27 protein-coding genes are annotated in these 22,084 nt (G+C 60.6%); 12 read left to right on the top strand and 15 right to left on the bottom strand.

Annotated features, from left to right (window positions below):
- Positions 1-4: 4 nt before the first annotated feature.
- Positions 5-418 (bottom strand): hypothetical protein, encoded by a 414-nt coding sequence (locus tag SynA1524_RS05715; protein ID WP_186499325.1) that lies wholly within the window; start codon positions 416-418, stop codon positions 5-7.
- 36 nt (positions 419-454) lie between these two features.
- Here SynA1524_RS05715 and SynA1524_RS05720 point away from each other — a divergent pair, with 36 nt between their 5' ends.
- On the top strand, positions 455-1,225 hold the full coding sequence (locus SynA1524_RS05720; protein WP_286188706.1) for a TIGR00297 family protein: 771 nt from the start codon (positions 455-457) through the stop codon (positions 1,223-1,225).
- Here SynA1524_RS05720 and SynA1524_RS05725 read toward each other — a convergent pair.
- The gene (locus SynA1524_RS05725; RefSeq protein ID WP_186499326.1) at positions 1,191-1,937 is read right to left on the bottom strand and encodes a sigma-70 family RNA polymerase sigma factor; all 747 of its coding nucleotides are present in this window, start codon (positions 1,935-1,937) and stop codon (positions 1,191-1,193) included. The two genes, SynA1524_RS05720 and SynA1524_RS05725, sit on opposite strands and share 35 nt — an antisense overlap.
- Positions 1,938-2,055: 118 nt before the next feature.
- Here SynA1524_RS05725 and SynA1524_RS05730 point away from each other — a divergent pair, with 118 nt between their 5' ends.
- Positions 2,056-2,220, top strand: coding sequence for a PCP reductase family protein (locus SynA1524_RS05730; protein ID WP_186499327.1), 165 nt, complete (start codon positions 2,056-2,058; stop codon positions 2,218-2,220).
- Positions 2,221-2,223: 3 nt separating this feature from the next.
- Here SynA1524_RS05730 and SynA1524_RS05735 read toward each other — a convergent pair whose 3' ends face one another.
- From SynA1524_RS05735 to SynA1524_RS05760, 6 genes are read right to left on the bottom strand one after another with little or no spacing between them, the layout of a single operon-like run.
- Positions 2,224-2,406, bottom strand: a complete 183-nt coding sequence (locus tag SynA1524_RS05735; protein WP_011128030.1) for a DUF8633 family putative protein — start codon at positions 2,404-2,406, stop codon at positions 2,224-2,226.
- A 47-nt stretch (positions 2,407-2,453) separates the two neighbouring features.
- The gene (locus SynA1524_RS05740; protein ID WP_186499328.1) at positions 2,454-3,125 is read right to left on the bottom strand and encodes a GDSL-type esterase/lipase family protein; all 672 of its coding nucleotides are present in this window, start codon (positions 3,123-3,125) and stop codon (positions 2,454-2,456) included.
- On the bottom strand, positions 3,122-4,630 hold the full coding sequence (locus SynA1524_RS05745; RefSeq protein ID WP_186499329.1) for an ABC transporter permease family protein: 1,509 nt from the start codon (positions 4,628-4,630) through the stop codon (positions 3,122-3,124). The genes SynA1524_RS05740 and SynA1524_RS05745 overlap by 4 nt, the downstream gene beginning before the upstream one ends.
- A complete protein-coding gene (locus tag SynA1524_RS05750; protein WP_186499330.1) occupies positions 4,609-5,310 on the bottom strand; it encodes a phosphonate ABC transporter ATP-binding protein in 702 nt (233 codons plus the stop codon). The genes SynA1524_RS05745 and SynA1524_RS05750 overlap by 22 nt, the downstream gene beginning before the upstream one ends.
- On the bottom strand, positions 5,310-6,230 hold the full coding sequence (locus tag SynA1524_RS05755) for a putative selenate ABC transporter substrate-binding protein (protein WP_186499331.1): 921 nt from the start codon (positions 6,228-6,230) through the stop codon (positions 5,310-5,312). Before SynA1524_RS05755 ends, SynA1524_RS05750 begins: the two co-directional genes overlap by 1 nt.
- 26 nt (positions 6,231-6,256) lie before the next feature.
- Complete coding sequence (locus tag SynA1524_RS05760) at positions 6,257-7,435, bottom strand: pyridoxal phosphate-dependent aminotransferase (RefSeq protein WP_186499536.1); 1,179 nt, start codon at positions 7,433-7,435, stop codon at positions 6,257-6,259.
- An 84-nt stretch (positions 7,436-7,519) separates the two neighbouring features.
- On the opposite strand from SynA1524_RS05760, the gene SynA1524_RS05765 reads away from it, so the two are divergent.
- From SynA1524_RS05765 to SynA1524_RS05780, 4 genes are read left to right on the top strand one after another with little or no spacing between them, the layout of a single operon-like run.
- On the top strand, positions 7,520-7,915 hold the full coding sequence (locus tag SynA1524_RS05765; protein ID WP_186499332.1) for a VOC family protein: 396 nt from the start codon (positions 7,520-7,522) through the stop codon (positions 7,913-7,915).
- Positions 7,915-8,478, top strand: coding sequence for a uracil-DNA glycosylase (locus SynA1524_RS05770; protein WP_186499333.1), 564 nt, complete (start codon positions 7,915-7,917; stop codon positions 8,476-8,478). The genes SynA1524_RS05765 and SynA1524_RS05770 overlap by 1 nt, the downstream gene beginning before the upstream one ends.
- Positions 8,479-8,500: 22 nt before the next feature.
- Positions 8,501-9,697, top strand: a complete 1,197-nt coding sequence (gene ispG, locus SynA1524_RS05775) for a (E)-4-hydroxy-3-methylbut-2-enyl-diphosphate synthase (RefSeq protein ID WP_186499334.1) — start codon at positions 8,501-8,503, stop codon at positions 9,695-9,697.
- A gap of 34 nt (positions 9,698-9,731) precedes the next feature.
- Positions 9,732-11,093, top strand: a complete 1,362-nt coding sequence (locus SynA1524_RS05780; protein WP_186499335.1) for a S41 family peptidase — start codon at positions 9,732-9,734, stop codon at positions 11,091-11,093.
- A gap of 29 nt (positions 11,094-11,122) precedes the next feature.
- Here SynA1524_RS05780 and SynA1524_RS05785 read toward each other — a convergent pair whose 3' ends face one another.
- From SynA1524_RS05785 to SynA1524_RS05795, 3 genes are all read right to left on the bottom strand, one after another.
- Positions 11,123-11,287, bottom strand: coding sequence for a hypothetical protein (locus SynA1524_RS05785; protein ID WP_186499336.1), 165 nt, complete (start codon positions 11,285-11,287; stop codon positions 11,123-11,125).
- Between the two features lie 78 nt (positions 11,288-11,365).
- Positions 11,366-14,944, bottom strand: a complete 3,579-nt coding sequence (gene mfd / locus SynA1524_RS05790; RefSeq protein WP_186499337.1) for a transcription-repair coupling factor — start codon at positions 14,942-14,944, stop codon at positions 11,366-11,368.
- 54 nt (positions 14,945-14,998) lie between these two features.
- Positions 14,999-15,256 (bottom strand): hypothetical protein, encoded by a 258-nt coding sequence (locus SynA1524_RS05795; RefSeq protein ID WP_186499338.1) that lies wholly within the window; start codon positions 15,254-15,256, stop codon positions 14,999-15,001.
- Between the two features lie 31 nt (positions 15,257-15,287).
- On the opposite strand from SynA1524_RS05795, the gene SynA1524_RS05800 reads away from it, so the two are divergent.
- Complete coding sequence (locus SynA1524_RS05800; protein ID WP_186499339.1) at positions 15,288-16,157, top strand: hypothetical protein; 870 nt, start codon at positions 15,288-15,290, stop codon at positions 16,155-16,157.
- 176 nt (positions 16,158-16,333) lie between these two features.
- Here the strand turns inward: SynA1524_RS05800 and SynA1524_RS05805 are convergent, their stop codons facing one another.
- The gene (locus SynA1524_RS05805) at positions 16,334-16,855 is read right to left on the bottom strand and encodes a DUF2808 domain-containing protein (protein ID WP_186499340.1); all 522 of its coding nucleotides are present in this window, start codon (positions 16,853-16,855) and stop codon (positions 16,334-16,336) included.
- Positions 16,856-16,959: 104 nt separating this feature from the next.
- Entirely contained in the window at positions 16,960-17,727 is a 768-nt protein-coding gene (locus SynA1524_RS05810) for a hypothetical protein (protein WP_186499341.1), read from the bottom strand.
- A 37-nt stretch (positions 17,728-17,764) separates the two neighbouring features.
- Here SynA1524_RS05810 and SynA1524_RS05815 point away from each other — a divergent pair, with 37 nt between their 5' ends.
- The 5 genes from SynA1524_RS05815 (at position 17,765) to SynA1524_RS05830 (ending at position 19,694) form a co-directional block, all read left to right on the top strand.
- On the top strand, positions 17,765-18,493 hold the full coding sequence (locus SynA1524_RS05815) for a TerC family protein (RefSeq protein ID WP_186499342.1): 729 nt from the start codon (positions 17,765-17,767) through the stop codon (positions 18,491-18,493).
- Positions 18,483-18,821 (top strand): DUF6464 family protein, encoded by a 339-nt coding sequence (locus tag SynA1524_RS05820; protein ID WP_186499343.1) that lies wholly within the window; start codon positions 18,483-18,485, stop codon positions 18,819-18,821. The genes SynA1524_RS05815 and SynA1524_RS05820 overlap by 11 nt, the downstream gene beginning before the upstream one ends.
- A 44-nt stretch (positions 18,822-18,865) precedes the next feature.
- Positions 18,866-19,270, top strand: coding sequence for a hypothetical protein (locus tag SynA1524_RS13190; protein WP_353616579.1), 405 nt, complete (start codon positions 18,866-18,868; stop codon positions 19,268-19,270).
- Positions 19,248-19,463, top strand: coding sequence for a hypothetical protein (locus SynA1524_RS13195; protein ID WP_353616580.1), 216 nt, complete (start codon positions 19,248-19,250; stop codon positions 19,461-19,463). Before SynA1524_RS13190 ends, SynA1524_RS13195 begins: the two co-directional genes overlap by 23 nt.
- Positions 19,464-19,529: 66 nt before the next feature.
- Positions 19,530-19,694 carry a hypothetical protein gene (locus SynA1524_RS05830; protein ID WP_186499344.1) on the top strand — a complete coding sequence of 55 codons (165 nt, stop codon included), beginning with the start codon at positions 19,530-19,532 and terminating at the stop codon, positions 19,692-19,694.
- A 6-nt stretch (positions 19,695-19,700) separates the two neighbouring features.
- Here the strand turns inward: SynA1524_RS05830 and fmt are convergent, their stop codons facing one another.
- Positions 19,701-20,717: a methionyl-tRNA formyltransferase gene (gene fmt / locus SynA1524_RS05835; protein WP_186499345.1), complete on the bottom strand. Its 1,017-nt coding sequence runs from the start codon at positions 20,715-20,717 to the stop codon at positions 19,701-19,703.
- Between the two features lie 2 nt (positions 20,718-20,719).
- The gene (locus SynA1524_RS05840) at positions 20,720-22,084 is read right to left on the bottom strand and encodes a TldD/PmbA family protein (protein WP_186499346.1); all 1,365 of its coding nucleotides are present in this window, start codon (positions 22,082-22,084) and stop codon (positions 20,720-20,722) included.

Raw genomic sequence — 22,084 nt, forward strand, 5'->3', positions numbered from 1 at the left:
CCAATCAGCTTTTGAACAGATCGCCCGCGATGTTTATGAACCCCTTCATGCCGGCACCCGGGCGACGCTTGCGAGCCCGAAGCCCGGTACCGGCCACCAGATTGGCCGGGGCATAGGTACTCATCGTGACGACCGGACGGGCGGCCTGGGTTGCAGCGAGTTCTGCAGAGATGGCCTCAGCGGTGGTCTGCACCGCAGCTACTGCAGCAGCCACTTCATCAAAAGCCTTGGCCTCGCTGGTCTTGGCCTCGCTGGCGGCGGGGGCTTCCACGGCTGCCACGACAAGAGATGGCTGCGCAGTCACTGACGCGTCAGCAGCGGGCTCTTCAACTGCGGCTGCTTCGGGCAGGTCCAGGCTGACCGGCTCGGCGGTTTCGTCGAGCGTCAGGAAGAAGCCCTTGTTCTGGTTAAACAGCATGCCGAGAGTTCCACTCACAACAGCGATGATTCTGCGATGCAAGGACCTGTTCAGGGCCTTTGCTTACGGCACTGCAACACGGCATCAATGATCTGGATTCAAGCCCTGCTGCTCAACGCCGTCCTGATTGCTGTGGCCCAACGCGCCCCTCTGCTCACCCCTGCCGGCTGGGTTCATGCGGGTGCTCTGGGCACGATTCTCTGGGGTTGTCTCGGCTGGCGTGGATGGGTTGCTGTGGTGGCCTATCTGGTGCTGGGCAGCCTGGTGACCCGGGTCGGGCTGCGCGAGAAGCAGGAGCGTGGTCTGGCGGAGGCCCGAGGCGGCCGCCGTGGACCGGAAAATGTCTGGGGATCGGCAGTCACCGGTGCAAGTCTGGCGCTGCTGATCGGCGCGGGTGTTGAACCGAGGTCACTGCTGTTGATTGGATTCTCGGCAAGTTTTGCCGCCAAGCTGGCCGACACATTCGGCAGCGAAATCGGCAAGCGCTGGGGCCGCCGGCCGGTGCTGATCACAACCCTGCGTTCCGTGCCGCCTGGCACGGAAGGGGCCATCAGCCTGGCGGGAACCATGGCCAGTGCCGCCGGCAGCGTGCTGATGACCCTGGCGATGTGGCAGCTGCAACTGCTGCCATCGATCAGCGTCAGCCTGGTGGTGATGTTGATCGGTCTCCTGGCCACCCTGGCGGAGAGTCTGATTGGAGCTCTCGCACAGGATCGGTTCCGTTGGCTGAGCAATGAACTGGTGAATGCTCTGCAGACCTTGCTGGCCGCCGTTATGGCGATGCTGTGGCTGGCCGGCAGGATCTGAACGGCAGCAGACCGTCCTGCTCCGCCCAGTGCTGCAGCAGCTCGATTGCGTTACGGATGGACTTGCGCAGCTGGTGTTGCGGCACGCCGGTGGCTGACGAGATTCGTCGCACACTGTCCCCTTCGATGAAGTGCCGCTGCAGCAGCTGGCGTTCCTGTGGCTTCAGCAACGCCAGGGCACGGTCCAGCCAGCGGTCCTCCAGATCGTCGTTCCCCGGGTTGGTGGCCTGCTCGTGGATGGCGCTGATGGGCACCATGTGTTGCGCTTGCTGACTGCTGCAGGCTTCCTGCCAGCGCTGAACCGTGATGTTCAGAGCGTCCGCCAGCTGAGCGTCCGACAGGGCCGGCCCACCACGTTGCATTTGCTCCTGCTGCATCGCCTGGCCTTTCACATAGGTGTCCCGCAGCCGCCAGGGCACCCGAATCGTGCCGGCCCTATCGCGCCGGAAGTGAAGCACCTGTCCGTTGGCGGCCGTGCTCAGAAATGTTGAGGGTTTGAAACCGCGCCGTGGATCAAACCGCTCCCAGCCACGAATCAACCCAACACGGGCCTCTTGCTCGAGATCGTCCCGCTCCTCTGGTCCCCGTCGGGTCTGGCGCGAGGCAATCATCCCGGCGATGCCGAGGTGATTGAGAACCTTGGTGTTGCGTTGGCGAACTGCAAGGGGAAGAGCCCGCCGCAGCTCACGTCGCTGCCATCCGGATGTGGTCATGGTGCTGAAGCAACTGTCTTCAGCGTTTGTTGTTTCGGGTTCTGCGACCGCCCACCTGGGTGCCTGATTCCGGCACGAAGGTGCCGGATATGGTCGCGGTGTTGATCAGCTCTGACCCATGGATTGGCAACCGGAGGCCTTGGCAGCCTTGAAGAAGGAAGTGCCGTTCTTCGTTCGACCTGCCGTTCGCCGGCGGGTTGAGTCGATGGCCAGCGAAGCGGGACGCAGCAGCATCGACCTCAGCTTCTACGCCGAGGCGAAGGCGAGCATGGCGCCCAGCTGAGGCTCAGGGGGTGTCCAGGTCGCAGCGATTCAGCTCCGGCTGGGTCAGGCGATCAATGATGCGGGCCATGTCGATCGAGGTGAGTTCGCCGTTGTCGTCCCACTTGAGGGTGGTCTTCCGCTGAGCAGGAGGCTGCTGAGCAAAGGGCTGTCCTGTTGTTTGCTCGAAGGAACGATCGGCCACCACATCCGAATGTCAGGGTTCGGAGATATTAGGGATTCGTGTGGCGTCAGTCACCCGAGTACAGGCGTTGTTGTGGTGTGCGGCAACAATTCCGCCCAGGTCTGCAGGGCTGTCCAGCTGCGGATTCGCCCGTGGATGAAGTGGTGCCCCTCGCCATTTAGATGAAGGCCATCGGGTTCCATCCAGGTCAGCCAGTCCGGCTCCTCCAGCATGGATCGGTGCAGTGGCAGGAAGGGGATGTCGGCGTCGCGACAGGTTTCGGCCAACACGGCTTCGTGGGCCGCCACATCCTCATTGCTGTACCAGAGACAGTCCGCAAAGGGCATGACGTGCTCATCCACTGGCGTCAGACCGATCACCAACACCTGCGTCTCCGCCTTCATGTCGTTGAGCAGCTGCCCCATGCCGAAGCCATAGGCCTCAAGGTTCAGTTGCTGGCGACCATCCGGCCGGCCCACCCGTGCGGTGTCGTTGATTCCGACGGCCAGCAGTACCCCCTCCGGAGTCTGACGCCGCAGCTCGCCGCGACACTGCCACTCGCTCAGCCAGCGAGCGGCTACCCGTTCCAATCCATCGCCACGGATGCCTAGGGGATAAATCACCGGAGCCGCCGGCAGTTGCATCCAGTCCCTGCGCAGACGCTCGCACCATCCCCCGGCCTCTCGATCTCCCCAGCCGTACACCCCGCTATCCCCGACCACCAGCAGCTGCTTCGGTTTCATGTCGCCTCCTGGAGCCGTTCACAGACCAGCTCGCCGAGCAATGTCAACGCGGCATAAACCATGACCAACCAGGCCACCAGCGGCCAGTAAAAGGAGGACAGTGCCTCCATCAGCTGCCAACCCAGGCCGCCCCCCCCCACCAGACCGACGACGGCCGTATCCCTGAGGATCACATCACTGCGGTAAGCGGCATAGGCGAGATAGCGCTGACTCGCTGGCGACAACACACCGAACAACCAGGCGGAGCGGGGCGGAGCGCCCAGGGCAACCATGGCTTGTTGGTCGCGGACATCCACGCGCTCGAGCCCGTCCTCCAGCACCAGCCCCATCACACCACTGTGGTGCAGACCCAAGGCCAACGCCGCCACGGCCAGGGTCGGTTTGCTGGCCAGAATGAGCAACAACGCCGTCAGGGGTGGCGGCAACAATCGCATCAGCGTCCAGCCAGCTTTCAGGACCCAGCCCGCAACAGGCCCTGGAGCGATCAACCGCAGCAACGGTGGCAGGCCGATGGCAACTCCGGAGGCCAGCAGGGTGATCAGGAGGGTTCCACCAATCAGCTCCAGCCATGGCGTCTCCATCCAGGCCTGGCTCAGGCCTTCACTCCACAGTGCGGGTGAAGGCCACGGAGCCCCCTCAACCCAGCTGGGTGCTGAGAGATCGTGGTTCAACCCGCTGCTCCACAACGGCGTGACCAGCGGCAGCATTAGTGCCAGCAGCACCAGGCCATGGCGGGCGGACAGGCGGAGGATCATCAGATTCACCGCCGCCAGCAGCAGCGCCATCAGCCACAAGCCGCTCCAGAGTTCACGAAAGCGTAGGGATTGCAGGCTGAGCATCAGCTCGGTTCCCAATCCCCCAAGGCCGAAGATGCCCAGCAGCAGGGCGGATCGCAGGGCACAATCCAGGCGATGGCCGATGTGGTCGCGCAACGCTGTGGCCAGGGGAGGCAGCAGGCTGGTGCACAAGTTGATCACGGCAGGCACACCGGCGCATTGCAGGGCAACAAGAGCCGGTGGTTCTTGGCGATCCAGCTGGTCTGCCAGAACCCTGGCCAGCAGTGCTGAATAGGGAAGAACAATGGCCAGCACGGCCACCCAGCCGTTCAGGCCGAACAGTTGAAGCAACAACAACCCCCAGATCAGTTCATGGATTGATCGCAATGGCGCCAGGCCACGCCGCACCACCAGGGCCGGCCAGCGCCGCCCCATCAGCGTGGACCAGATCGTGGTGGAACAGATCAGCCCAAGTACCAGTCCCACAAGACTGCTCAAGCTCCAGGCCAGGAGAGCCGTCAGAGCCGTGATCTGCAGCCCCGTGAGCTGATGCTTCAGCAGCGACGGTTCCAGTGAGGGTTGCAGGGCCGCCAGCCAGAAGCGACCGATCTGTTCGGCTCCACCGCCATGGAGATCGCGCAACAGCACCATTCCAAGAGGCAGCAAAACCAGTGCTGGAGCCAGAGCCATCAGTGCGGGAGCTGGCGTCAGTCCTCGCTGTAAAGCCATGCCAGGGTTGCTTCGGTGATGGCTGAGGGGGGGGCGTCCAGCACCAGTTCACCCTGCCGCAGTCCCAGCACCCGTTGGAAACGCTGCATCAGGTCGGGCCGGTGCAGGCTGACCATGCAGGACGACTGCTTCAGCAGCAGGTTGAGCACATCATTCGCCAGGCGCGGGTCGAGGGCGGACAACGGTTCATCCGCCAGCACCAGCGTCGGTTGCTGCCGCAACAGTCGTGCCAGGGCCACCCGTTGGCGCTCACCGCCTGAGAGCCCTGCCACCCGTTGATCGCGAAGCGCGTTGCTGAGTCCGACCTGGCGCAGGATGGCGTCTCCAAGCTCGGTTTCCAGTGGCTGCAACAGGTTTCGCAAGCCCCAGAGCAGTGAATGGCGACCGAGGGCACCGGTATTGATGTTCTGGAGAACGGTCAGTTCCTCCACGAGCCTGAGGTCCTGCCAGAGCGTTCCGATCTGCCGGCGCTGAGTTGGGCGGCAGCGTTGCAGGTCGTGTCCTCGCCAGAGCACACGGCCCTTATCAGGAGACAAGCTGCCGTTGCAGAGTCCGATCAGGCTCGACTTGCCGGCCCCGCTCCGCCCCAGCAGGACAGTTTTTTCCCCGTGATCAATGGTGAGGTCAAGGGGTTGGAGCCGACCGGTCAGTCCAGCCCGGCGCAGCTCCAGCACAGCCATCAGCGGATTTTGCCCAGCTGACGGCCCACCGCTTCGATCTTGGCGTAAGCCTCGTCTTGAGCCGGGATGAACCTCTTGGCACCGAACAACTCAAGAACCAAGGCCCCTCGTTCCGTGGCGGGTGTCAGCGACAGCAGGGAACGCTGCACACGATCGGTGAATCCTTCACCGAAGCGCGCATCCAGATCGGGCCGGGCCACCCAGTGGTAATCCACGTAGGGCGGAGTCCTCCAGATCACGGCCACCTTGTCGGGATCCATGCGGCCTTCATCCACGTTGCTGCGCCACACCTGTTCGTTCAGGGCACCCACCTCATAGGCGCCGCTTTCGACCAAAGCAATCGTGGCGTCGTGGCTGCCGCTGAAGCCGGGGCCACCTCCCGCCAGATCGGCCATGGTGACGCCGTTCTCCCCGAGGAAGTACTGGGGCATCAGCCGACCGGAGGTGGAGCTTTCGGAACCGAAGGCCAGACGGCGGCCCTTCAGTTGCACCAGTTGATCGGCACTGGTGATGGGCCGGAGTCCGCTGGCTCCGTTGGCGATGAACACACTGGTGAACTCGGCATCGATGTCTCGCTGGGCCAGCACCATGGCCCCTGGGGTCTGCAGACGGGCTTGCACACCGGTGAGCCCACCAAACCAGACCAGATCAAGACTCCCGCTGCGGAACGCGCTGACGGCGGCCGCGTAGTTGCTGACGGGTACATAACGCACCGCCACATTGAGGGAATCACTCAGTTCGTCGGAGAGGGAGCCGTAGAGACGGTTCAACTTCTCGGGGTTCTGATCCGGGATGGCACCGATCCTGAGAACCTGTTCTGCGGAGGGTGGTGCACTGCTACAGCTACCAATGGTGGCCGCGAGGGCAACACCGGTGATGAGACCGGCGACCTTCACGGCCAGTTGTTCTCGTCCTGGCATCAAGTCAAACGTTTAATCGGAACAGCTCAGGTCTCGTCCAGCAGTTGCGTCAGCCGTGACAGACCATCCCTGATCGTCTCACGGGACACAGCGCAGGACAGACGAATGCAGCGGTCGTTTCCGAAGGCCAGACCGGGGACGACGGCGAGGCCAGCCTGCTCAAGGGCGCGACTGCAGAAGTCCATCGAACCACCAGCCGATTCCGGCAACTGCGGGAAGGCATAGAAAGCACCCCTTGGTTCAACGAGGGTGATCCCTTCAATCGCCTGCAACCCCTCCGTGAGCAGCTGCCGGCGGCTGTTGTAGCTCTCCGCCATCGCTGAAACGCAATCACGCGGGCCCTGAATGGCCGCAAGGGCCCCTCGTTGGGCAAAGCTGCAGACATTGCTGGTGCTCTGGCTCTGCAGCGCAGCGGCAGCCTTGATCACGTCCTGGTGTCCGGCGAGGTAGCCCAGGCGCCAGCCCGTCATGGCCCAGCCTTTGGCGAAGCCATTGACGGTGAAACAGCGATGGGCGAGATCCGGCGCGATCGCCGCGAAGCTGTGGTGCTGCTCCCCCTCCGCCAGCAGGAACTCGTAGATCTCATCACTCATCACCAGCAACTGGGGATGACGGCGCACCAGCTCCGCCACGTCCTCCAGCTCCTGGCGCTTCATCACCCGCCCTGTGGGGTTGCCGGGGGAGTTCAGCACCAGAAGGCGACTGCAAGGGGTGATCGCTGCCTCCACAGCTGTGAGATCGAGACGGAATCCCTCCTCGGCCTGGGTGGGAATGAGCTTGACCTTGGCACCGGCCAGTGCCGCCATCTCCGGGTAGCTCAGCCAGTAAGGAGCGGGTAGCAACACCTCATCGCCAGGATTCAGCAGCACCTGAAACAGGTTGTAGATCGCCTGCTTGCCGCCGTTGGTGATCAGGACCTGTTCGGGGCTGGTTGCGATTCCATTGCCGCTCGACAACTTCTCCGCAACGGCTGCCCGGAGCTCGGGGTCACCAGCCGCTGGCCCGTAGCGGGTGATGCCATCACGCAGGGCTTGCCGTGTGGCCTCAACAATGAAGTCAGGCGTGTCGAAATCCGGCTCACCGGCACTGAGACTGCAGATGTCTCGCCCGGCTCGCTGCAACGCCTTGGCCTGGGCTCCGATGGCTAGCGTCAGTGACGGCTTTAGGGCCACGGCCCGTGCGGAGAGTTCTGGAGGGCGTGGCATCGGCAACGCACCTCCCCGCGGCACGCGTAAAGATCACATCCTGCCTCACGTGGTGTCCCAGACAACCTTGTTTGTTTTCCTGTCATGAGTTCCTCCAACCTGAGCTGGGTGTTGGCTGCAGAGGATCCGGAAGGACTAGCCGGTTTTTACGCCGCTTTGTTGGCGTGCCCACAAGAACAAGGCTTCTCTGGCTCCCACTGGATTATCGACCTGGCTGGAGGTTGTCGTCTGGAGATCTACAGGCCCTCCCGTCAGCGGCCGTTCCCGTTGCGGGGTCGGGTCCTGGCCCCCTGCCTACGCCTAGCGCCCAGCAAAGTCCCCCTGGAGCATCTGCAGCAGCAGTTGCCCGCCTGGATTGCCCTGGGAGCCTCACTGATCGAGCCGGCTCGGCTGGAGGCATTCGGTGCCGAAGTCTGGCTGGCTGATCCCGAGGGCAATCCCGTGCTCGTGGTGCAACCCTTTCCCCGTGCAATCTCCTGATGTCGATGTTGGAGCTGCGCGACTGTGAGCAGTGCACCGCCTGTGATCTGGCCCTGACGCGTGAACGGGTGGTGATCAGCCGCGGTGCAGCGACAGCACCATTGATGTTGATCGGTGAGGCACCGGGTGCCCGCGAAGATGCTCTGGGCCAGCCCTTCGTCGGACGATCCGGACAGCTGCTGGATCGCCTGCTGCTGGAGGTCGGTCTGAATCCCGAGAGCGACCTCTATATCTGCAATGCAGTGAAGTGCCGTCCTCCACAGAACCGTCGGCCGAAACGGGCGGAATTAACCGCTTGCAGACCCTGGCTGGATTGTCAGATCGATCAGGTGAATCCCAGGGTGATCGTCCTGCTGGGTGCCACTGCCGTGGAGAGCCTGCTGGGCATCAAAGGCGGCATGACCCAGCTCAGGGGGCAATGGCTCAGCTGGGATGGCCGGGATGTGATGCCGATCTTTCATCCCTCGTATTTGTTGCGCAATCCCTCCAACGCCTCCGATGCACCCACGGCGTTGACCCGGAGTGATCTCAGCGCAGTCCAGCAGCGACTGTGCGAACGTTGACGCGCTCTCGGCCTGGCCCGCCATGACCGCCCTGGATCGGCGTTACGACACCCAGATCCATCGCCGCATCACACGCACCGTGATGGTGGGTGATGTCGCGATCGGCAGTGACCACCCCGTGGTGGTGCAGTCGATGATCAATGAGGACACCCTGGACATCGATGCGGCCGTCGCTGGCATCGTCCGACTGGCGGAAGCCGGCAGTGAAATCGTACGTGTCACGACGCCATCGATGGCCCATGCCCGGGCGATGGGGGAGATTCGTGCCGCCGTTCGCGCCCTTGGATGCACGGTGCCGTTGGTGGCTGATGTTCACCACAACGGCGTCAAGATCGCAATGGAAGTGGCACAGCACGTCGACAAGGTGCGCATCAACCCCGGGTTGTTCGTCTTTGACAAGCCGGATCCCAACCGTCAGGAATTCAGCGATGAGGAATTCGCGGCCATTGGTGCGCGGATCCGCGAGACCTTCGAGCCCTTGGTGACCCTGCTGAGGGATCAAAACAAGGCCCTGCGCATCGGTGTGAACCACGGTTCCTTGGCGGAGCGGATGCTGTTCACCTACGGCGATACCCCCAAGGGGATGGTTGAGTCGGCGATGGAATTCGTGCGCATCTGTGATGAACTCGACTTCCACAACATCGTGATTTCGATGAAGGCGTCGCGGGCGCCGGTGATGTTGGCGGCTTATCGCTTGATGGCAGACACGATGGACAAGGAGGGGTTCAACTACCCCCTTCACCTCGGTGTCACCGAAGCCGGTGATGGTGATTACGGCCGCGTCAAGAGCACGGCCGGGATCGCGACCCTGCTTGCCGATGGCCTTGGCGACACCATTCGGGTGTCGTTAACCGAGGCTCCGGAACGGGAAATCCCCGTTTGCTATTCGATCCTGCAATCCCTCGGTCTGCGCAAGACCATGGTTGAGTACGTGGCCTGCCCCAGCTGCGGCCGCACCCTGTTCAATCTCGAGGAGGTGCTGCACAAGGTGCGGGATGCGACGTCCCATCTCACAGGGCTCGACATTGCCGTGATGGGGTGCATCGTCAACGGCCCGGGCGAGATGGCGGACGCGGACTATGGCTATGTCGGAAAGACACCTGGCGTCATTTCGCTGTACCGGGGACGGGACGAGATTCGCAAGGTGCCCGAAGAGGAGGGCGTCAATGCTTTGATCCAGTTGATCAAAGAGGACGGGCGCTGGGTGGAGCCGGCCTGATCTGGTTAGTGTGAAGAATCAGCTCTGTAAGGCCATGCCAAGCGCCAAAGGTTTGCGCGGCGTTCTGCGTTCAGGTCCGATTCTGCTGATGCTGGGACTGGGGGGCATGGCCGTTTCGATGGCGGGTCCGAGCCTTGGTCTGACGGGGGCGAGCGGCGGTGCAATTACCGACAGCCCCAAGGAGGTGATCGATCAGGTCTGGCAGATCGTCTATCGCGACTACCTCGACTCTTCAGGCACGTACACCGATGACAGGTGGCGGCAGCTTCGAAAGGATCTCTTGAAGAAGTCCTACGGCGGAGAGGAGGAGTCCTACGAGGCGATCCGAGGGATGCTGGACAGCCTGGATGACCCCTACACCCGTTTTCTTGATCCCAAGGAATTCAAGGAAATGCGGATCGACACCTCCGGTGAATTGATGGGGGTTGGCATACAGATCAGTCTCGATAAAGACACCAAGGAGTTGATCGTGGTGGCCCCGATCGAGGGAACGCCGGCTTCGAGAGCAGGTGTGCAGTCGAAGGATGTGATCGTCAGCATCGATGGCACCTCCACCAAGGGCATGACCACGGAGGATGCGGTCAAGTTGATCCGCGGACCGGAAGGAACCGAGGTCATTCTCGGACTTCGGCGCAAGGGTGATGTGATCAATGTTCCGTTGACCCGTACTCGCATCGAGATCAATGCGGTGAAAAAGGCGCTGAATACTTCACCTGATGGCCGCAAGATCGGCTACATCCGGCTGAAACAATTCAATGCCAACGCGTCCCGTGAGATGCGCGACGCTATTCAGGAGCTGGAGGATCAGGGCGCTGATGGCTATGTCCTTGATTTGCGCAGCAATCCAGGCGGTTTGCTCGAGGCCAGTGTCGATATTGCACGGCAGTGGTTGAACGAGGGAATCATTGTCAGCACGCGCACCCGGGAGGGCATTCGGGATGTGCGCCGAGCCACGGGAAGCGCCATCACGGACAAACCGATGGTGGTGTTGATCGATGAGGGCTCAGCTAGCGCCAGTGAAATTGTTTCGGGTGCCCTGCAGGAAAATGACCGTGCCCAGCTGATCGGAAAGACAACATTTGGTAAGGGGCTTGTTCAAGCCGTACGGGGACTGTCTGATGGTTCAGGGATGACAGTGACAATCGCAAAATATCTGACTCCGAATGGTACAGATATTCATAATAATGGTATAAAACCGGATATTGAAGCAGTAATACCAGACAAAGAACTAGAAGATTTTAAGGTTGAGTACTTGGGGACCGGTCAAGATAGTCAATATAAAATTGCAGAAGAGACCTTGCTCAAATCACTTAATTTGAGTGAATCAAAGGTTGATAATAATGTTCAAATTCTGGAAGCAGACTTCGAAAATCAAAACGACCAATCGACTCTTTGAACAGCGGTCCTGGAGCTGAAGGTACTGGGTTAAGCAACCGGTTGCATCAGGCCGCCGCCGCCACCACCATTTGAGTCGTCGTCGTCAGAGGTCGGCTGAAGTAAGGCATAGAGGCCAAGAGCTGCTGTGCAAACCACACCACTAATTAGTTGCAGCGGGAAGCCACCTGCAGTGAAGTCAGTGATTTCTCCCATGCTGCTTTAGTTCATTTTGACCAATGTAACGAAGAATTGCGCAGCTGTGGAAGTTTTCTCAGAAATGCGACTACGCCCTCACACCCGCAGCACTGCCTCGTTCCGTTGCCCTTCCGCCTCCAGCCGCTGCGCTGCGGTGGTTCCGTCGGCATCGGGAATCTGCGCCGCCATCAATCGCAGCCATTCCATCAACTGCTCGAGTTGCTTGTCCATCGGCAGCACCCCAAGCCCTCGAGCCAGCACCTTGTGTTGAAGGCCCTTACCGCTCTGGTACACCAACCGACCATGCAGGTGTTGAGGTAACCCCTGCCGAAGCAGCCGGAACGCTGGTTCCTCCATCGGTGTTTCCAGCACGATGTTGGGTTTCTCTGGTTTGATGCGGGCGACACCGCAACGTCTGGCCAGCAGTTTCAACTCCATCAACTGCAGCAGGGATTGCACCGCCGCCGGCAGCGCTCCATAACGGTCCGCCCAACTCGCGGCTAACTCCACCAGTGCCTCGCCGCAGCGACAGTCAGCCGCAGCGCGATAAGCAGCAATTTTTTCATCGGGATCCGTGATCCAGTCGGCCGGCACAAATGCCGTAACGGGAAGGTCAACCTGGGTGTCGTCGACACTGGGAATGTCCTGTCCCTGAATCTCCGCCAGGGATTCCTGCAGCATCTCCATGTAAAGGTCAAAGCCGATGGTTTCCATCTGGCCGCTTTGCTCCACGCCAAGCAGGTTGCCGACTCCACGGATCTCCATGTCACGCATGGCCAGCTGGTAGCCACTACCCAGTTGCGCGAACTCCTGGATGGCTCGCAAGCGTTGCCGTGCATTGTCACTCAGCGATCCATTGCCGGGATAGAACAGCCAGGCATGAGCCTGAATGCCACTGCGCCCCACACGACCCCGCAGTTGGTAAAGCTGGGCCAGTCCGAAGCGGTGGGCGTCCTCGATCAGAATCGTGTTCACCCGAGGAATGTCGAGGCCGCTTTCGACAATGGTGGTGCAGAGCATCACATCGGCTTCCCCAGCGTTGAACGCCACCATGGCGCTCTCCAGTTCACCCTCCGCCATCTGGCCGTGAGCCACCAGCAGCTTCAGGCCAGGCAGCATCTCCCGCAGTCCGGCGGCCACGTCCTCGATGCCTTCCACCCGGGGCACCACGTAAAACACCTGTCCCCCGCGATCCAGTTCCTGGCGGATGGCACTGCGCACCGCTTCCGGATCCAGGGCTGCAAGGTGGGTTTTGATCGGCCGACGCAGTGGCGGTGGTGTGGTGATCAAGCTCATCTCCCGCACGCCTGAAAGGCTCATGTACAGCGTTCTGGGAATCGGTGTCGCCGACAGGGTGAGAACGTCGACGTCCTTTCGGAGCACCTTGATCTTTTCCTTCTGGTTGACGCCGAAGCGCTGTTCTTCATCGACCACCAGCAGACCAAGCTGCTGGAACGATGCCCCTTTGCCCAAAAGCTGATGGGTGCCGACCACCGCATCGATGGTGCCTCCCTTGAGGCCCTCCAGGATCGTCTTGCGTTCCGATGCTGTGCGAAAGCGATTCAACAGCGCCACCTTGATCGGATACGGCGCGAAGCGTTCACTAAGCGTGCGCCAGTGCTGCTGCGCCAGCACGGTGGTGGGGGCGAGCATGGCCACCTGTTTTCCAGCCGTGATCGCTTTGAAGATGGCGCGGATGGCCACTTCCGTCTTGCCGAATCCAACGTCTCCGCAGACCAGGCGATCCATCGGCTCTGCCTTCTCCATGTCGCGCTTCACATCGGCGGTGGCCTTCAGCTGATCCGGCGTCGGTTCATAGGGGAACGATTCCTCCAGCTCGTTCTGCCAGGGACCATCACTTGGAAAGGCGAAGCCATTGGCCTGATGCCGCTCCGCGTAGAGCTTCACAAGGTCCATCGCCACTTTGCGGACCGCTTTTTTGGCTCGCTCCTTGGCTTTCGTCCAGGCGGCACCGCCCATCTTGCTGAGCTGTGGCGGCGTTTCACTGGTGGCCCGGTAGCGGCCGAGACTGCCCAGTTGATCCGCCGCGACGCGCAACAGTCCGTCGGCGTATTGCACCACGAGGTAATCGCGCACATCGCCTGAGACGGCCAACTTCTCCATCGCTTTGAACCGTCCGATGCCGTGATTGCGATGGACGACGAAATCCCCTGGCCGCATCTTGTTGGGGTCCACCGTGCGGCTGGCCGCCTTGCGGCGACGCCGCACGTAGCCACTGGACCCCAGGGTCTGCTGGCCGAAGAACTCACGGTCGGTGACCAGGGCCAGACGCCAGGCCGGTAGCTGCAACCCCTCCAGCTCCGCCGTGCCGGCGGATTTCAACGCCACGGGCGTGTTCTGTTCAATCAGCCGTTCAATCGCTAGCGCATCGGCTGGATTGGGAACGAAGCGGCCGATGCAGTCGTGTTCCTCCAGCAGGGCCACGGCCCGGCTGGGTTGAGCAGAAATCAACCAGACCGAGGTTTTCTCCTTCTGAAACCCCTTGATCAGGTCGCCGAGTTTGCCGAACTGATTGGGATAGGCCGGCATCGGGCGACTGGCGAGGTCAAAGCTGTTGGGATGGCCGTCCTCCTCCAGCAGCTCTGCCATGTCAAAGCCATGAAAGGCCTCGGCCAGCCCATAGGCCTCGTCGATGCTGCGTTGCAGAACAGCTGGCCAGAGCAGATCACGTTCCTCCTCCGATAGGCCCAGTTCGCTGGCCATGTCCCCGTGGTGGTCGATGGCGTGATCCAGCCACTGCTGGCCGTGGGCCAGTCCGTGACGGCGCTCATCAATCACGACCTCAGCGGAGGCCGGAAGATAGTCGAGTAAGCAGGCGGGTTGTCCCCAGGCCAGTCCCATCAGGCGTCGTAACCCCTCAGGCGTGCCTCCCTCCAGCAGTTCTTCGGTGGCTTCATCCCCAAGCAAGCGATCCAGCCCTTCCGGCATGGACTCCCGCAGCTGATCGGCCACCAGGGGGCCAAAGCCCGTGGGGGTGAGCTGCAGGCGGTCCACCGGGTCCAGCGACCGCTGGGTGGCTGGGTCAAATTCCCGAAGCTTGTCCAGCTCTTCTCCGAAGAATTCCAACCGCACCGGCAGTTCGCTGCTCACCGGATAGATGTCAACGATGTCGCCGCGTCGGCTCCATGTTCCTTCCTGGTCGATGGTGGACACCCGTTCGTAACCGAGACGAGCCAAGGTGTCGGCCAGGTCGTCCAGGTCGAGCTCGTCACCCTTTTTCAGGGTGCGACAGGTGGCCTCGAGTGCCTGCCGCGGTGGCAGATGGGGTTGGAGACAGCGTTCGGTGGCCACGATGGCTTTCCCCGCTGGATCGTCGGTTCCAATCAGGTCACTCAGCACCTGAAGCTGTCCCCAGATGATTTCACTGGTGGGATCGAACGGTTCGTAGGGCGAGCCCTCGCTGGTTGGGTAGAGACTCGCGCTGCCCCATCCCATCAATTCCAGAAGCGCTGTCCAGCGACCGGCTTCCTCGAGGGTTGGCACCACCACCAGCAATGGCCTTCCTTCTTTTTGTGCCAGGGCGCTGGCCACGAGAGCACGACTGATCCGACCGGCCCCCCGCAACAACAGCCGTGCATCACGTTCGGTGCGCTGCAGCAGTTCGCCAGTGAGTGCTGCTGGGCGCAGCTGTGTCACCAGGGAACGCAGGGGCATGGCAGGACGGAATCGGCAAACGCTGATCTTCGCAATAGGGTGCGACCAATCGCGTCAGCACCATGCCGCGCTACCGCTGTCCATCCTGTTGTTGTGGGCCGGCCGTGGTGTTGAAGCCACCACGTGGCGCGCTGCCGGTGTGTTTCCGGTGCGGCGAGCCCCTTCAAGAGCAGCCACTGGTACGTCCTTTGCGGTTGGTGGTGCTTGTTGCTGTAGGCAGCGTTCTGGTGATGTCGTCCATTCCCTTGATGCAGGGCCCGTCTCCACCGCGATCAAATGAGCGAGAGCGAACCGACCGAACGGGATTTTCAACTCACAATGAGGGGGATTTGATTTTCCTTTGATGGGCGCAGCACCCCAGGCATTGCTTCTATCGACCATTGCCACCGATCGCAATGATTGGCACATCGGTCGGTTCAGCTTGTTGGCCGACATGATCCGTCGTGCTGGCCAGGAGCTTGATCCGTCCTTCAGTCTCAACATCAGCGACTACCCAACCAGCAACGCTGAACGTCAGACCCTGCAGGCAGACTTGGCTTCAGGTCGCTACAGCCAGGTCTGGTTGATCGCTCCGGACATGGATAACGGCCCTGATGCAGGCTTCTTTCGGGCCCTGGAAACAGCCGTGAAGGCTGGAACGGATCTGGTGATTGCCCGCGATCACACCGATCTGGGCTGCTGCCTGCTTGAACTGAAGGATTGCCTGGGGGATGTGGGTCAGACCCAGACCTTTCAACGCACGTGGACGAATCTGCCCAAAGATCGTGAATACGCCGATCCGGACTCTGCTGCGATTGTGACCCCCTGCGTGGTGACCGGCCAGAACGGCGGTGTTCAGATCTGCCGTCAGCGGGCTGAACACCCTCTGCTTAACTTTGCTTCGATGATTCCTGGCCACCTTGTGATTCCAGCCCATCCTCATGAGGGCGTGATCCGCAAGGTGGTTGCGTCTCAGACGGTACTTCTCTCCAGCTTCTCCATCACCAGCGGACGCGAGCAGACCACGGCGATTGTGGATGAAGCAGATGGCCGCGGGATGGTGCTCCACCATTCCACGTTCCATCATTTCGCGGATTACAACCTGGATGTTGCAGCTGGAGCCCCTGACTTTGTGCTCGATCCTCCCTCGAATCAGATCGCTGATTCACCGACTTTGCTGAATGACATCAAGGCTTACGTTAGGTCTGTCGTGCACTACGCCCAGAACAACTAAACATAACTTATTTGCTTCTAGTCATGAAGAAATAGTGGCAATTTCGCAAGGTATTTGTCGCCATTGGCTTTGCATATTTCTCACATATTGGCCTTAGATTCGTAAGAAGCTATTTGGCAATTATTCGTCTTGTCAATAATAAATTCGTGTCCGTTGATATTGATTAACTTGCCAATTTATCGGTAATCATTGTTTCGATAAATGGACAGCCTCAATGTTGGTCCATCGCTGGGTCTTGGATCATTTCCAGCAGGGATGAACTCAGTAGTCCATTGGTAAATATCCGCATCGGGATTGAATCCGCGGAAAACAACATTGGCTTGCTGGCCTGGTTGAATCGGTGGATCAAACCTAATGCTCAGCTCGTCGTCGCTTTGAGACAGCGTGGCCTCAGCAAGTCCAGGTTCGCCACGACGTCGAAGACCGTAATCGCCAAGATAGACCTCGGGATCTTTACGACCCCAATCCCAGCTATCGAGATTAGTTAGTTGTGAGATAACTACACGCTCCAGTTCAGCCCCTGCATCGTCTGGAACCAGGACGCTGATGGTGGTTCGATTGCGTTGACCTTCCGTTGAGGATGGATTATGGATGCTTACCTTCGTTGGTGGTCTGCGAAAAAAGGCATCTGCCAATGCAGGCCCACTGTTCATCAGCAGGGCAAGCACAGATAACAGCCAAGGAGTGAGCCGGTTCATGCTTTGCTTTGCTCGATTGTTCAAGTTTAGTAGCGATTGATGATGGAGCCCAGTGCCGATTTTTGTTGGATCATCTCAATCGCTGCACAACGAACATTGCTTCATTAAGACTTTGCCAAGGCCTGCTCCTCCAGCAGCATGTTGAACTGGAGTAGCTGTTCGTCGGTGAGTTGCTGACGGCTGCTGGCCTGCAGATGCTCCTGCAGAAAGGCTCGAGCCTGCTCGGCCTTCCAGCCGAGCTGTTTCAGCATTTGATCGCCCTGTGTAATCAGATCACTTCGGCGGATCGGAATGTGGGCCTGATCCGGCTGCTCCTGTGGCTGCAATTGCCGTAGCTGGCGCAGGTAGGCCACCAGATCGGCATAGCGGGTCAACCGATGGCGACTGGCATGGCCGAAGGCCCGTTCGAGGTAAACGCGTTCCTGATCCCGCGCCCAGCCGATGCGCTTCAGCTCCAGATCGATGGCGGTGAGTTCTTCGCTCCAGTCCTCCGGATCCGTCGGTGTTTCTGATGGGGGATCCGATGCGGGACCGGTGTGCTGTGGTGTCTCGGCTGCAGGCGGCTGATCCACCGCGCCCTGCTTCGCCATCGCCTCCGGTTGTTTGATCGGTGCCGGTTGTGGACGGGATTCCGCCATCCGAGCCTTAGAAGGCGTGGGCTCTTGTTCTGACTTTGGTGTTGGGGCGACCTGCGGCTTGGCATCACCCCCCGCAAGCTTCTGCTGCAGCCGCTGACGGGCGCGATCTTCTGCGTCTTCCGCATTGGCAGCTTCGCCCAGGCAGCTGGCGATGCAGTGCTCACCACTCCAGGCCTCGGCACGCACGATGCAGCGCAGGGTGTCGACGTGACACAACTCGGCTCGTACCTGCATCCATCTGGAACCAATGTGCTCTTTCTAGGCTGCCGCCATGGACATCACGGCGCTTCCCTCACTCACCGACGTTTTTGAGGGTGCAGATCAATGGGGCGAGGTACTGGCTTTACTGCCTGTACTGGTGATGTTGGAGCTCATTCTCTCAGCGGATAATGCCGTCGCACTTGCGGCGATTGCCCGCTCCAGCCGCAGTCCTGACCAGGAGCGTCTGGCCCTGAACATCGGCATCGGCCTAGCGATGCTGCTGCGGGTTGCCCTGATCGCTCTGGCTCAGTGGGTTCTGCAGAGTGCATGGGTTCAGCTTCTCGCTGCCGCCTATCTGTTCTGGCTGTTCATCAATTACCTGCGTCAGTCCTCCCAGGACAATGCCGATGAGGCGAACGCAACGGTCGTGTCAACCCAGGCCAGGAGCCTGATGCAAACCGTTCTGCTGCTTGGTTTCACTGATCTGGCCTTTTCGATCGACAGCGTTGCGGCGGCAGTTGCGGTGAGTGACCAGCTCCTGTTGATCAGCACGGGTGCCGTGATCGGAATCATTGCCTTGCGCTTCACGTCCGGGCTGTTCATCCGCTGGCTGGACGAGTACGAACGCCTCGAAACAGCCGGTTTTCTTTCCGTTGCTTTTGTTGCCCTGCGTTTGCTGGTCCACGTTCTGATTCCGCAATTCAATCAACCGGATTGGTTGACCATGCTGGTGGTGTTCACATTGTTCGCCTGGGGCTTTTCCGTCCGTTCGCCGATGGAGGCCGATCATGCTGGTTGAACTGCGTCAGGTCGGTAACGAAGCGCTTCTGGATCGACTGGACCTGGAGAACGCGCCCCAGCCTGGGCGCTGGCTGGAAACGGAGGAGCAAAGTTTTCTGGTGTTGCAGCGACGTCATCGCTATACCTTGCGGAATGGCCGTTATGAAATTGCGTCGGTTGCCCTGTTGGTCAAACCCCAGATCAGGCCCGCCGATGCCCAGCGTTGGCGCCATGGCTGGGTGATTGGCGACCCCGAATGCCGCTTCAACGCCCGTAGTCCTTTGCTCCGTTGTGCTGTGTGGCCGGAAGGGCCCTGCGACAACTGCAGCCATCGGGAGTCGCGATGACCCTGGACGGCTGGATTGGGACCACGTTGGTGTCCGGGCATGGCGTGGCGTCTGGCAGAAGCACCACATCCCCCTATCCAGAGGGCACCATTGCCATGCAGCAACCGTTGTTCGCTCAGCTTGGGCTGGATCTTTCTGACTGCTGGCCTGGAACGCTGAACCTCAGCGTTGCGCCGCTGGAGGTGCAACTTCGCGATCCCGACCACACGTTTCCCCATCTCTACTGGACAGACCTGCACCCACCGGAAACCTTCTCCTTCTGGCGCATCACCTTGCAATCAGCTGCTGATGGCGGGGTACCAGCCTGGATCTATTCCCCCTCCGGAAACGAAGGAGCGACACCAGCAGCCCCGATCCGTGGTGGAGGTGCTGGCACCAAGGCTGAACGCGGCTGGGCCTGGTACCGAGCTGCTGCTTTCCGACTCCATGCAGCGCATTGGTTGTGTTGATGGTCTGCGGCTGCGGGCTCAGTTGTTTGAGTTTTTGAAATTCCGCGTGCTCGCCGCCCAGGATGGATTTTTCGTGGAGTTCAGCGTTCAGGAACGCCGGGCCTGGCTTGCTCAGCACCATCCCCAGGCGCTGGTGTTGAACGATGCTTCTCTGCAGACGGTTTGGGACCGTACCCACTTGCTCAACACCTAGTCGTTCAAGCAAACGCCAAACAAAGGCCAGTCTTCTTAATATTTATTCATTCAAAAAGTTCTGTAGATGGCGCCTGAAGATGCTTTCCAGCGCGAGGTCTTCCGCCGCGAGCTGGATGATGAAGCAGATGCATCGCGTCTGCGGGCGCTTGCGTTGGAGCTTTACGACCTGTGGCAACGCCAGCGCTCGGTGACCAATCAGCTGGTTCTGCAAGACATCCATCAGTCCTGATCTGGTTCAGTTGTCGCCAAGGCGCTGATGTTCGGCGGCGGCCATTTGTTGAACGAGGGCCTGGCCTCGGCTTCGGGATTTGCCCTCCAGTTGCGCCTCTCTGATCAATAGCGGGCAGCCGGAACTGCTCACCACAAGACCCAGGTCCTGAATGCAGGCCAAAACGGTGCCACCGGCATGACCTCCAGTGGGCCACTGACCGATGAGCACTTGAGCCTCTGGGCTGAGTTGATCCTTCAGACGATCGATCAGGGGTTCTGTCTCCGTGAGCTTGAGGCATTTGCCATTCCAGCTGGTCTGTGCTCCGGGATAGAGCCCCATCACCTGGCGGTGGATGGCCAGGGCAAGGTTGCTCCAATCAATCTGGTAATCCTGTTTGAGGAGCATTCGGGCATAGCAGCTGGATTCGGTCTGGTGCTGCACGCCGAGCCGTTTCAACCGTTCATCGGTTGGACCTGCACCTGCTGCTTCGATCAGCTGCATCGCCTCCACCATCAGCTCCGCCGTCAGTCCACTGAGTTTCTCCGCCAGTGCATGGGCATTGTCCTGAAGCCCGATGCTCAACCGGCGTTCCAGCAACACCGGACCGGTGTCCAGGCCTTCCTCCATGGCCATCACGCCGACACCGGTTTCCGCATCACCGTCGAGAATCGACCATTGAATCGGGGCCGCCCCCCGCCAGCGCGGCAATAACGAACCGTGACCGTTCCAACACCCCAGTGGCGGTTGTTCCAACACCTCGAGCGGCAGGATCTGGCCGAAGGCCACTACCACTGACACATCAGCCTTGAGGGCTGACAACTGCGCCTGGCAGTCAGGATCTTTCTTGATCCGTTCCGGCGTGAACACCGGCAGGTTGAGGTTCAGGGCCTCCTGTTTCACGGCCGAAGCCACCAGCTGTTGACCCCGTCCTCGGCGGCGATCCGGCTGACTCACCACCCCAACGATCGTGTGCCCGGCCTGATGCAGCTTTCTCAGGGTTGGGACAGCATAGGCCGGTGTTCCCCAGTAGAGGATGCGCAAGGTCAGGCTTCCCCAGTGATGGAGAGGCCCTCCACCCAGACGTGGGGCGCCACACCACGATGGGTGACCTCCTGTGTTGGTTCTAGGTGAAGAATCGATGTCAACAGGCTGCGGATGTCTCCGGCAACTGTTGCTGCTTCAACCGAGATCCTTTCCCCGCCTTTCACCAGCCATCCATCGAAAGGGAGCGAAAACGACCCCTGGGTAGCTTTGACCCCGGCATGAAGGGCGGAAAGATCTTCGATCAGCACAAAGGTGTCCGTTTCGCGGGTGTGATCCAGCTCCTGGCCGCTGGTTTGACCCGGGGTGGTGCCGACGACGAACCAATCGGGACCGACGGAAACTTTGGCTCCAAGGCCGGCATGGCCGGTGGGCTTCACCCCAAACGCTCTAGCCGTGGCCTCTGAATGCAGGAAATTGCGAAGACAACCGGACTCGATCAACGACAACCTTTGAGTGGGTGTGCCCTCACCATCGAAGGGAGATGCGCTGATGTGATCCGGGTGCAAGCCATTGTCCTCAAGCGATAGGAACGGGACTGCCAGGGTCTGACCAAGGCTTTCGCGGGTGCTGAGGCTGACTCCATCGAGGACGGCCCTTGCACTGAACATGCTGCTGAAGGCACCGATCAGGGAGAGGAAGGCTTCCGGTGTGAAACACACGCGATAACTACCGGTCTCGATCGGCTGATAGGCCAGATGACTGACGGTTCGCTCAACCGCTTCATCAATGCAACCCTGAATGTCCAGATCGCTGCTCCCAAGGGCCATGCGGATGGCACCGGAACTGCGGGGCTTGCGGCCGCTCTCCTCAGCCCGGGCATAGAGGTACAGGCTGGCCTGGGTGCGCTCCATCGTGCGGATGGCACCATCGCTGTTGAGGTAAAGGTTGGTGGACAGCGACTCGGCCAGACCGTTGTACGGAACGGTTTGGATGGCTGGATGACGGCTGAGCAGCTCCGCTTCCGCTGCACGCAGATCCTTGAGCAACGGCAGGATGCCCTGACGTGGCATCAGGGGACGATCCAGTTGCGGCAATGGAACCGTTGCCATCGGTGAAAACTGCGGCACATCATCGGGATTGCCGAATCCACTGGCCTGTTGGGCCCCTTCCAAGGCACGGGCCAGCCCGGAGTCCGTCAAATCAGTGGTGCTGGTGATGCCCACCAGGCCGTCACTGTTCCAGACCCGCACCTTGATCGAGCTGCGCTGCGCAGCCTTCAACTGTTTGGCTTCGCCGCGGTCCACCTGGACTGAGCAGTCATCGCTGCAGGCGGCGCCAAGATCCCACTGACGGATACCAGCGGACGTTGCCAGCGTCTGAACCCGATCTCTGAGCGTGCCCGCATCGAGGGTGTTGTTGGACAT

The sequence above is a fragment of the Synechococcus sp. A15-24 genome (genome assembly GCF_014280195.1).
Lineage (GTDB): Bacteria > Cyanobacteriota > Cyanobacteriia > PCC-6307 > Cyanobiaceae > Parasynechococcus.